The 11,686-nt window shown below is 60.2% G+C and carries 8 protein-coding genes; 2 read left to right on the top strand and 6 right to left on the bottom strand.

The window, feature by feature from the left end:
- Nucleotides 1-64: 64 nt before the first annotated feature.
- Nucleotides 65-1,366, bottom strand: coding sequence for an aspartate aminotransferase family protein (locus tag FQ746_RS15735; protein WP_144110290.1), 1,302 nt, complete (start codon nt 1,364-1,366; stop codon nt 65-67).
- Between the two features lie 77 nt (nt 1,367-1,443).
- Here FQ746_RS15735 and FQ746_RS15730 point away from each other — a divergent pair, with 77 nt between their 5' ends.
- Nucleotides 1,444-2,328: a LysR family transcriptional regulator gene (locus FQ746_RS15730; RefSeq protein WP_186310751.1), complete on the top strand. Its 885-nt coding sequence runs from the start codon at nt 1,444-1,446 to the stop codon at nt 2,326-2,328.
- A 215-nt stretch (nt 2,329-2,543) separates the two neighbouring features.
- Nucleotides 2,544-4,985, top strand: coding sequence for a filamentous hemagglutinin N-terminal domain-containing protein (locus tag FQ746_RS15725; protein ID WP_144110288.1), 2,442 nt, complete (start codon nt 2,544-2,546; stop codon nt 4,983-4,985).
- 56 nt (nt 4,986-5,041) lie between these two features.
- Here FQ746_RS15725 and FQ746_RS15720 read toward each other — a convergent pair whose 3' ends face one another.
- From FQ746_RS15720 to FQ746_RS15700, 5 genes are all read right to left on the bottom strand, one after another.
- Nucleotides 5,042-7,267 carry a TonB-dependent receptor gene (locus FQ746_RS15720; RefSeq protein WP_144110287.1) on the bottom strand — a complete coding sequence of 742 codons (2,226 nt, stop codon included), beginning with the start codon at nt 7,265-7,267 and terminating at the stop codon, nt 5,042-5,044.
- A gap of 204 nt (nt 7,268-7,471) precedes the next feature.
- On the bottom strand, nt 7,472-8,845 hold the full coding sequence (locus FQ746_RS15715; RefSeq protein ID WP_144110286.1) for an MmgE/PrpD family protein: 1,374 nt from the start codon (nt 8,843-8,845) through the stop codon (nt 7,472-7,474).
- 6 nt (nt 8,846-8,851) lie between these two features.
- On the bottom strand, nt 8,852-9,640 hold the full coding sequence (locus FQ746_RS15710) for an enoyl-CoA hydratase/isomerase family protein (protein WP_144110285.1): 789 nt from the start codon (nt 9,638-9,640) through the stop codon (nt 8,852-8,854).
- 51 nt (nt 9,641-9,691) lie between these two features.
- On the bottom strand, nt 9,692-10,471 hold the full coding sequence (locus FQ746_RS15705; RefSeq protein ID WP_144110284.1) for a GntR family transcriptional regulator: 780 nt from the start codon (nt 10,469-10,471) through the stop codon (nt 9,692-9,694).
- Nucleotides 10,472-10,513: 42 nt separating this feature from the next.
- A complete protein-coding gene (locus FQ746_RS15700; protein WP_144110283.1) occupies nt 10,514-11,674 on the bottom strand; it encodes an acyl-CoA dehydrogenase family protein in 1,161 nt (386 codons plus the stop codon).
- Nucleotides 11,675-11,686 lie beyond the last annotated feature (12 nt).

Here is an 11,686-nt window from a genome sequence, read left to right as displayed (position 1 = left end):
AGTGCTGAACGGCATCGGCGCCCGACGAAGGAAGCGGGGCGAAATACCTCCGATATCGGTGCGACTACAACGACTTTTCCATCGCCTGCCTGAGCAGGTCCAGACCCAGGTCGATTTCGTCCTCGCTAACGGTCAAAGGTGGGGCGATGCGGAACACGCCGCCCATTCCGGGCAACTGCACGATGTTCATGCTGAGTCCGAGCTTCATGCACTCGCGCGTGATCTTCGCGCCGAGACCGTCCGCGGGTTCTTTCGTGCGTCGATCCTTGACGATCTCCATACCAAGCAGAAGGCCTCGTCCGCGAATGTCGCCGATGCAGTCGAAGCGTTCCATCAGATCGTGAAGCCCGCGCCTCAGTCGCGCGCCCATCACGTTGGCGCGCTCGACGAGCCCTTCTTGCTGCACGACATCCAGCACGCGCAGGCCGACTGCGGCCGGCAGCGGATCGGACACATGGGTCGTGTAAAACAGATAGCCCAATTCGTGAGCCCGTTCCTCGATCCTGGCGGAAGTGACAACGGCGGCGAGCGGCAGACCCGCGCCGAGTGTTTTCGACAGGGTAAGAATATCGGGCGTTACGCCGTCACGCTCGCAGGCGAACATCGTACCGGTCCGTCCGACACCGGTTTGCGCTTCATCGAGTATCAGCAGCATGCCGCGCTCTTCGCATTTGCGTTTCAGTGCGGCCATATAGCCCTCGGGCAACTCGATGATGCCGCCGGAACTCAGGATCGGCTCCGCGATGAAGGCGGCGAGATTGCCGCTCGACTGTCGGTCGATCAGATCGAACGCGTAGTCCAGTTCGGCAAGGTAGTCATATTCGCCGTTGCGCTCGAAACGCGGCCGGTAAGCGAACGGCGCCGGAATCGCGAATGAGCCCACGGCGGCCGGACCCACACCTTTGCGGCCCGCGCTGTAGGTGGCCGACGCCGCGGCGCCCGTCATGCCGTGCCATGACTGGGCGAAGCCGACGATTTCAAATTTTCCGGTGACCAGCTTTGCCATGCGAATGGCCGCTTCGTTCGATTCCGCGCCCGTGCTCAGCAACAGGGCGCGGTCGAGTCCCGCTGGTGTGATGTCCGCGAGGCGCGTTGCCAGGTCGACTACGGGCCGCGAGAGCATGCCGCTGAAGAGGTGGTCGAGCTTGCCGGCATACTCGTTGATGACCGATACGATCGCCGGGTGGCTGTGCCCCAGCACCGCGCTCATCTGCCCCGAGGTGAAATCCAGAATGGCACGACCGTCCGCGTCATAGACGAAACTGCCCTTCGCGCGTTCGATGATAAGCGGCTCGAACGTGCCGCCGTAGCGGATCAGATGCTGCCGGGCATGGTGCCAAAACACTGCGTCATCGTTTCTGGACATCTCGTTGCTCCTCTACTGTTGTTCAAAGCCCTTGCAGTCTAGGAGGCTTTCTGATTTCATAGAATCGAATAGTTCTAATGGATGATAGAAGCGAGCCTAATATCTTGAGCCTTTCTCTCGACATCGATCTGCTGCGGTCCTTTATCGTCATTGCGGAAGTTCGCGGCCTCAGCCGGGCGGCGAATCGCATCGGGCGAACCCAGTCTGCACTCAGCCAGCAGATGAAGCGTCTCGAAGAAATCGTCGATCAGCCGCTGTTTCAACGCACCGGTCGAGGGGTACTGTTGACGAATCCCGGCGAGCGTCTGCTGATTCACGCGCAACGTATTCTGCGAGTGCACGACGAGGCCATGGCCGATCTATCCGGAAACGGGCTGACAGGGACAATCCGGTTCGGCTGTCCGGACGATTACGCCACCGTCTTTCTGCCGCATTTGCTGCGGCAATTCTCGATTCAACATCCTCATGCGCTGGTCGAAGTCATGTGTGCGCCTACGCCGCGATTGCTCGAACACCTCGACATGCACGCGCTGGACCTGGCGCTCGTGTCGGTGCCCGGGAATGACGGGAACAGCGACATCATCCGTCGCGAACCGCTGGTGTGGGTCAGCCATCCGGGCATGGAGTCCGCGCAATTCGACCCATTGCCGCTCGCGCTTTCCGATGCCGATACGCTCGACCATATCGCCGCGTGCGAAGCGCTGCAGGATGCGGGTAGAAACTATCGCATCGCTTATGCGAGTAGCAGCCTTGCAGGATTGACGGCGCTGGTTCGCTCGGGACAGGCGTTTGCTGTCATTACACGAACTGCCGTCGCTCCTGATTTGCATATCATTAATGACGATCCCGCGTTGCCGCTGTTGCCTACCATCGGCATTACCCTTCGCTTCGAGCGGAAACGGCCCGCTCATCTGACGAAGGTGTTTGCGGAGCATTTGAGGTTGACGTTGCCGTTGCTGTGATCTATTGGATAACGGACATGCTTCCCTAAAAAGAGTTTGGCGGACGCGGTTCAGTTCTATTCGGCGCATGACTTCGTCACGAGTGAATCTAGCGGTGTTTTATTAAGTCATACGGACCAACCTATCTGCTAAGCTGAATTGCTTGCTTTCGTCGATGCAGCGCTTTGCGTCGATGAATCAGTCCCGTGGCAGGCGAAGTCGGACAAGGAGGCTATATGTCGATTCGTTCACTCCGTCAGCCCAGCTCGTGGGCTCCTGCCACACGACATCGCGGGGCGATACGCCTGCTGCTTCTCGGCTTGCCCGTCATTGGAATGGCCCCTGCGTTGCCGACGTTCGCTAGCGGCGTGCTGCCGCAAGGCGGCCATTATGTGAGCGGCCAAGGTGCAATTGCGAGCAGTGGCAACAACGTCGTGATAACGCAAGCCGCGGGAACGCGCGGCGTGATCGACTGGAGAAGCTTTTCGATCGGCAATCGCAATACGGTCACTTTCGACGACAGCGGGGGAGCGATACTCAATCGCGTGACTGGCAATTCGCCAACCGCCATTCTCGGAAGACTCAACGCCAGCGGCAGCGTCTATCTGATCAATCCGCAAGGCATCGTCGTGGGGCCGTCCGGCGTGATTACGACAGGAGGCCGTTTCGTGGCTTCTACCCTCGATGTCTGTAATTGCGAATTCATGAATGGCGGCAATCTCACTCTGACGGGACAGTCGAACGCAGCGGTCGTCAATCTCGGCAAGATCAGTTCGAGCGGTGGCGACGTGTTTCTCGTCTCGCGGCGCGCCGTCGCGAACACGGGTGAGGTGAGTGCACCGAACGGCACGGTGGAATTCGGAGTCGGGCAACAGGTTCTGTTGCAGGATTCGTCCAGTGGCAGACAGGTATTCGTGCAGACGGGCAACAAGGGCAGCATTGTCGATACGGGCACGGTCAGCGCGGCGCAGATCAATCTCGAAGCCGCGGACGGCAATATCTATGCGTTGGCCGGGGGCGGGTCGCGTTTGCGCGCCAACGGCACGGCTGATCGTGACGGTCACGTGTGGCTGGTTGCCGATACGGGCCTCGTGCAGCAACGCGGCGAGATCGATGCGAGGAACGCCGATGGCAGTGGCGGGACGGTCGATACGCAAGCAGCGCGGCTGGCGTACAGCGCTGCTGCTGCGGTGCATGCTGGCCAGTGGAATCTCACGACGCCAATGTTCACCATCGATGGCGGTGCAGCGGCAGCGTTACAGCGAAGCCTGAATGCGGGTACTTCGGTCGACGTCATCACGACCGGCGCGAACGGCGCGACGGGCGATCTCGCCGTCGCTTCTACGCTTCGCTGGAGTGGACCGGCGTCGCTCACGCTCGCGGCCTTTCACAATCTGTCCGTTGCAACCGGTACAACGATTGCAAATACGGGCAACGGTAACCTCACGCTGCGCGCCGACTCGAGCGGCATCGACAATGGCGGCAGCATCGCGAATCCCGGCACGATCGACTGGTCTGCAAGTACCGGCACCGTGGGCGCGTTCTACGACATGAACGGAACCTATTCCGGCGGGGTGCAACTGGCGAATACTGCATGGACGCCGGGGAGCTATAGCGGGCTCGTCACGCAGATCACCGCTTATCAACTGGTCAATTCGCTTGGCGATCTGCAGAACGTTTCGAAGAATCTTGCAGGAAACTACGCGCTCGGCAAGAACATCGACGCTAGCGCGACCAGCGACGGTTCCTACATGCCGATTGGGAACGCGGTAACGCCGTTCACGGGGCAGTTCGAGGGTCAAGGCTATGCGATCGATTCGCTGACGCTCGGTGCATGGTCCCCGGCCGCTCCGACTACTCCGCAATTGATCGGCATGTTCGGCACCATCGGCGGCAATGGCGTCGTTCGCAATCTGAGCGTTAGCGGCACGGGCGTCAACAGCCAGACGAATCCGCTGTTTGGCGGTCTCTACGCCTACATGGGTATGCTCGCAGCGGAAAACGACGGGACTGTCGTGCACGTCAACACCTCGGGCACGCTCAGTGGCGGAAATTTTTCGACTGTCGATGAGGGCGTGGCCGGGGGGCTCGTCGGCGGCAATGCCGGCACGATCGTGCGTTCTTCGAGCAACGTCGCGGCGACGACAGGCGGCACGATGGGCGGGCTGGCGGGCGCCAATGAAGGAAGTATCGTTCAGTCGTTCGCTACTGGGAGTATGCAGTCGGCGGGCTATATCGCTGAAGGAGCGGGTGGCCTGGTCGGCAACAATTCCGGCTCGATTGCCCAGTCCTATGCGACGGGGCCGACAACGCTACAGGGTTATTGCCGGGGCGCTGCCGGCACGCCATGCGGTGGCGCCGCGCTGGTCGCTATCAACAGTGGGACGATCAGCCAGTCGTTTGGGACGGGGCCCGTCACGCAACCTTTCTATACGCCTATCGGTGTAGCACGGACGAACACCGGCACCATTGCCAGCGACGTGTACTGGAATAAGGACACGACGGGGGCAACGGTCGGCGTCGTGTACGGTACGACTATCCCTGCCGCGAATGGATTGAGCACCGCTCAAATGAGCACGCCTGCTTCGTTTCAAGGTTATGACTTCAGTGAAACAGGCGTATGGGCGATGCCCGCGGGCGCGACGAATCCAGTGTTGAAGTGGCAACTGGCGAAGTGAATCGTGAACCCGCACGAACGGACTCTAGCAGCGGCGCACCCCGCGCCGCCCTCCGCCTAGAAATCCGTCGTCACGGAGAACCACGCCGTACGCGGCTGCGCCTGCGTCAGGTAACCGCCGAGCGACGACGACCAGTACGAGTGGTTCGCCAGGTTGGTCACCATCACCTTGAAACTCGTATCGTGTCCAGCCACTTTGGTCTTATAACGCGCGCCGACGTCGAAGCGGGTCCATGACGGAACCTGCATCGTGTTGGCGGTGTCGAGGAACTGGGTGCTCGTCCACAACGCACGCGCCGTCAGTGTGAGGCCGTTCGTACGCGGCACGTCGTATTCGACATTGGCGTTGGCGGTCCATGCCGGCACGCCGATCGGACGATTACCTTCTTCGGCGCTGCTGCCGGTGTCTTCGAGCTTCGCGTTGATGTACGACACGCCGCCAATCAGGCGCACGCCCTTCAACGGTTCGCCGTACATCGAGAATTCGATGCCGCGGTGCTGCTGCACACCATCCGCACCGTAGATGTTGGTGATCGCATTGGTGTACGCGACCTGCTGCTTGATCTGGTAGACAGCGAGCGCTGCGCCGTAATGGTTCGCGTCGTACTTCACACCGGCTTCGTACTGCTTGGCGCGAAACGGTGCGATCACTGCGCCGGAGTTCGCCGCGCTGGTCGGTGCCGTGCCGCCCTCGACCAGACTTTCCGCCCGATTCGCGTAAACCGACAGATTCGGCTGAATCTTGTAGACGAGCCCGACGATCGGCGTAGTCGCCGAAGCGGAGTACGCCGCATTCTGCACTTCCGTGCCATAGCCGTAGCCGTTTTCGAGCAGATCCTGATGACGTGCGCCGATCGTGAACAGCAGGCGATCGTTGAAGAAGCCCATCGTGTCCGACACGACGAAGCTGCGCATCAGTTCGACGCTGGTCAGGCCCGGGTCGGCGAAGTTGCCGGTGGTCGGTGCCGCGGGTTCCGCTACGACGGGCGTGTCGTACAGACTGGTGGAATAGCCCGAGCCGAAGCCATACGCGTTATAGCCCGCTACGCGATTGATCTGCCAGCCGGCATTGAACTGATGCGAGACCGGACCGGTGTCGAACTTGCCGCGCACGCCGACTTGCGCCGAGATCGCGTTTTCCTTGTGAATAGACGGGAACGGGTAAGCGGAGCCCGCACCGTCGAAATCGTAGACGCTCGAGGTCGTGCTGTTCTCGGTCGTGTGACGCGAGCCAACACCTGCATAGAACGTCCAGTTGCGTGTGATGTCGTACTCGCCTCGCAGCATGCCGATGGTGTCTTCGGTCTGGTAGTACGTCCACGGTTGTCCGTAGTTATAGCTCGCCGAAGGCGTGCCGGGCAGCACGTCGCCGGTTTCGAAGACTACCGGACGGTTCCCCGACTGATGCTCCTTCTGATAAAGGAAGTCGGCATACAAACGCAGCTTGTCGCCGCGGTAGTCGAGCGAGACGGCCGTCTGCTGCGAATGATCCGTTTCCTTCTGGATCGCCGCGTCGCCGCCTTCGACCGTCTGGTTCACGCGGATACCGAACTGATCGTTATCGCCGAAGCGTCGGCCCACGTCGACCCGTGTGCCGATCTCGCCCGACGCACTGCCCTCGACCGTCACGCGGGTGAGCGGCTTGTCGTCGGCCACCTTGGTCTGCACGTTGATATCGCCACCCACGCCGGAACCGCCCGGTGCGGCGCCGTTCACGAACGCCGTTGCGCCCTTGAAGATGTCCACGCGCTCGATCGCACCGGTGCCCACCATCTGGCGCGGGGTGAGGCCGTACATGCCGTTCAGGGCGACGTCGTCGGAATAGACTTCGAAACCGCGGATGATGTACGTCTCAGCGATCGTGCCGTAGCCCAGTGCGGTACGCACGGCAGGGTCGTTGGCGACGACGTCGGCTAGCGTGTGCGCCTGCTGGTCTTCGATCAGTTTCGACGTATAGCTGGTAACCGAGAACGGTACGTTGATGAGCTTTTGCTGACCCAGCACGCCGATTTGTGCGCCGCTCGCGACCTGGCCACCGGGCAACGCCGGCGAGAGACTGCCTGGCAGCGGTTCTGCCGAGCCTTGCACCTTGACTGTGGGCAGCGTGGATGCGGCCTGGGCGTTGTCGGATACCGTGCCTTGCGCATCGGCCGCGTCCGCAGCGTAGGCATGAGCCGAAAAGCCGGCGAAACACACTACCGTCACGGAGAAAGCGTGCCGGGCGGCGGCCGCAAGGGGCGCAAGCGGAAACCGTTGCGTGCTCAGGTGTGAAGTCTTTTTCATCGTGGATTGCGGCCGATAGGGGGCATAAAACATAACGGCCGCAATCATACATGCAAATGCGAATTATTCTTTTTTAGGTGCGAAAAAGATACATTTCGCATTATTATAAGGTAACTGTTACCTGTTTTGGGTCTGAGCAGATGGCAAATCTACTGCATTGCCCGTCATGTCGCCCTAACCGACGTGTACCTGATTCCTACAACGTCAGCTGCCCTCATCGGGTTTCTTAAAGTTGAGCCACGCATTGACATTCGCCACCGACTCAATAGCTAGCCCCTCGGCAAATAACCGCTTCTGGTCGGAAGACGGCAGGCCAAGCTGGCTCATCGAAAGACAGTCCAGCCATTTTTCGAGAAGCTGCTCGTCCGTCATGGGATCGGCAAGCGATCCGGGTGATTTCGTTACCGTGCAGGTAAATTCCCGGCCATCGTTGTAGGTGAGCGTGACCGTGACAGGTGCGTCCCCAACATCGCTTCCCTTTCCTGGCGTCTCCCCGACCTCTTCGAGACGAACGCGGCGTAACGCCTGCTGTATTTCGGACCGTAGAACCGCTTCGTCTTTAAAGCTGCCCAAACCGATGTGGCCATCCTGCAGGCTTGCAATCACGGCATACGTCCCGCTGAACTTCGCGTCGAGTCCCGTTTCGGGAGAGTGATGAATGAGTGCTTCGCTGCCGCCACGGCAGGTCGTGACGAGTGCACGCTCCAGACCTTGCAAGCCGAGGTCGTGCTGATTGCGCAACTCGAGCGTGGCGCAGATGATTTTGTGCATTAGATAGCAACATGGAAAGCGCTTCTGCTCGAAGCCGGGATGACTGATCGCGTAGGGCCTGCCGAGTTGCACCCCTTCGGGCCATTGGCTGACACTGCCACCCGAGAACGCGTGCAGCCAACCTCGGTCCTGCATGATGTCATCTGCGCCGAGTAAGCCTGCTGTGGCAAGACGCACGCTTTTCAGACCATTGGACGCGGCGAAGCCGACGTGAAGCGACTTGACCATGCTGCCGAAATTACGCTTCAATCCCGCCGATTGACTCGCCGCGATCGCCAGGGCATGACGGGTCTCCTGTACATCGAGGCCGGCGGCGCGAGCGCACGCTGCGGTCACACCTAGTACGCCCAAGGTGCCCGTCGAGTGAAAGCCGAGTCCGTAGTGCGCGTAACCCAGCGCTTCGCCGCAGCGAATCATGATTTCGGTTCCGACGATATAGCTGGTAATGAAATCCTCTCCGCTGATGGGTAGGCTCCGGGCGAGAATCTGCAACGCTGAAAAAATCGGCGCGCCTGGATGCAGAATAGCCAGCATGCAAACGTCGTCGAAGTCGAGGATGTGCGATGCCATGCCAGCCAGAAGGCAGGCGTCGTCTTCCCGGAAGCGGGTCGGCGTCCACGGCAGATCAATTCCGTCGCTGTGACCAGCCAGCGACTTTTCGAGGCGCTGGACAGCGGGGTCACGCGCACCGGCCAGTGTGACGGCAAAGGTATCGACTACGTAACGAACGGCGCGCCGCCTGACAATGTCGGGGATATCGGGGGATTCATGGGTGATGAATTCCGCAAGCAGTTGAGTGGCGTTCATGGTCGATCACCGGTTCGACCAGCGAGGCGCTCGACGCTCGTTGAAAGCAGCCACGCCTTCGAGCCTGTCCTCGGATGCGGCAAGGGTGTTGTAGGCCGCAATATCGAGCGCATAGCCGGTGTGAAAGTCGACTTCGACACCACGGCTGGCAGACATCTTGACCGCCCGTGTGGCTAGCGGGGCACCGCTTGCGATCCGCCGGCCGATCTCGACGGCTTTCGCCCGGGCCTGCCCTGGGGCGGTGACCTCGGTCACGAGTCCCCATTGCAATGCTTGCTCCGCGAGAATCGGATCGCCTGTCAGCAGATAGCGCTTGGCCCGTCTGACTCCGATTGCACGAGAAAGATTCTGCACGCCACCCCCGCCTGGCATGATGCCAAGACGCATCTCGGGGAGCGCAAAATGGGCGGTCTGCGACGCAACGATGAAATCAGTCATCATGGCGAGTTCGAAACCGCCACCATGCACATATCCTTCCACCGCCGAAAGGACGACGGCCGGAAAATCCCTGATCGCGAGGAACGCTTCTTCGATCAGTTCGTGCTGGCGGCGCCAGGTGTCGTTGGGCATGCCATTGCGCTCCTTCAGATCGCCGCCGACGGAGAAGGCCTTCTCTCCGCCGGCGAGAACGACGACCTTTACGTCGGGCTCATCGCGCAACTCGCGAAAAACGTGGCGCAGTTCCGTGAACATCTGGGTGTTCATGGCATTGAGCAGCGCCGGCCGGTTTAGCGTAATGACGTACAAGCCGGCATAGTCCGGGTCGCGCTCGGCAATGATGGTCGAATAGGGCATTCCTGAGTCCATTGATCACCTGTGTTCTGGTTGTGGCAATACGGAAAAGACTTATCGTTGAAATTGCGAGTCCTGCCCTGACTGAACGCGCACACGCATTCCATACTGAAAACGATCGGCGGGATGAAGCGTGCGCGACACCTCCAGCAAGTCGCCATTGCGTCCAAAGTAACGCCGCTCCATACACATCATGGCTTCTCCGGTCGCAACGCCGAGCGCGTGCGCATGAAGTTCGTCCGCAAAGGCGATGCAGATGTTCTGCACGATCTCGGTAATCGACTCACCCATCCTGCGTTCGATCAGCGAGAAGATTGCTTCGCTCGATTTCTCGACCTCCGTCAGGACCTGGCCGAAAACGTACGGCAACAGAATGATGGAACTCGCGATGGGAGAAACCGAGTCCGGTGAAACGCGCACAGTGTGGACCTCCCACCAGACTTCGCCCGGCTTGCGATCGAGCCACGTGGCCTGTTCGCCGGTGAGCGTGATTTCCCGACGCGAAATCATGCGCACCTGGGTGTCATTGGCGTACTGCAGAAGATCCCGGATTGAATCGAATGTGTAGCCAAGCCTGGTTGACGGGGCGCCCGCTTTGACGAAGCTGCCCACACCTTGTGCACCGGCGATGAGTCCGAGGTCTCGAAGATGGCGCAATGCGACCCGGATAGTCTGCCGGCTCACGCCGAGCGACAGGGCGAGTTCGGGTTCCGACGGCAACTGCGTACCGACCGGATACTTGCGGCTAACGATATCCTGCATGAGAGCACGCGCAATGACCGCGTGCTTGGTATTGCCCGAAATAGCGGACGGAACCTGTGTGAGATCGCTCATGATTGACTGTCGGTATTCATGCCTGCGTGGCGGAGACTGCGCTTAATAGGAGCGAGGCATGCCAAGAACATGCTGACCTATGTACGCGAGGACGAGATTGTTGGAGATAGGCGCAATTCGAAACAGACGCGCTTCCTTCCATTTGCGCTCGACATTGTATTCCGACGCCATACCGTTGCCGCCGTAGGTGAGCATCGCCGCCTCGGCGGCTTCCCACGATGCTTCGGTCGCCAGATATTTCGCCATGTTGGCCTCGGGTCCGCACGGCTTGCCGGCACTGAACAGTGCCGCAGCCTTGTCGCGCATCAACGTGGCGGCTTCCAGATTCATATGGGCTTTCGCAATCGGGAATTGCACGCCCTGGTTGGCGCCGATAGGCCGGTCGAACACAATCCGTTCACTCGCGTATCGTGAGGCCTGTTCGATGAACCATTTGCCGTCGCCGATCGACTCGCTCGCAACCAGAAGCCTTTCGGCGTTCAGCGAGTCGAGCAGGTAGTAGAAGCCCTTGCCTTCTTCGCCGATCCGGTCGGCTTCACTCACATGAAGATCATCGATAAACACCTGATTCGTGTGGTGATTGAGCATCGTGTCGATGGGTGTCGAACTGAGCGACTTGCCCGCCTTTTCAATGTCAATGAGAAATAAAGTAAGTCCGTCAGTCTTCTTCGTTACTTCCTCGTAGGGCGTGGTTCGGGTGATCAAGAGGTACATCTGCGATTGCTTATAGCGCGATGTCCACACCTTTTGTCCGTTGATCACGTAGCCGTTGTCCACACGCTTCGCAAAGGTTTTGATGCGAAGCGTGTTCGACCCCGCATCGGGTTCGGTGACGCCGAATGCCTGCATACGCAGAGAGCCATCGGCGATGCGCGGCAAGTAGCGGCGCTTCTGTTCCTCGCTGCCGTGATTGAGCAAAGCGGCCATGGTGTACATCTGCGCGTGACAGGACGCGCCGTTCGCACCGGACCGGTTGACCTCTTCGAGAATCACGCAGGCCTCGTACAGCGATAGGCCCGAGCCCCCGTATTCTTCGGGAATGAGGGCGGCGAGCCAGCCGGCCTCGGTCATGGCCACGACGAACTCTTCGGGGTAGCGCTCTTCGCGCTCGCATTGCTGCCAGTAGCCGGCCGGAAAGTTCGCGCAAAGTGCCGTGACGGCGCGACGGATGTCTTCTACCGGTGCGTGCTGTTCCAGTTCCATGAAATACCTCGG

The organism is Paraburkholderia sp. BCC1886, from assembly GCF_900996245.1.
Taxonomy (GTDB): Bacteria; Pseudomonadota; Gammaproteobacteria; order Burkholderiales; family Burkholderiaceae; genus Paraburkholderia.
The sequence above is the reverse complement of the archived record's forward strand: the minus strand, read 5'-3'. Positions and strand labels throughout refer to the sequence as shown.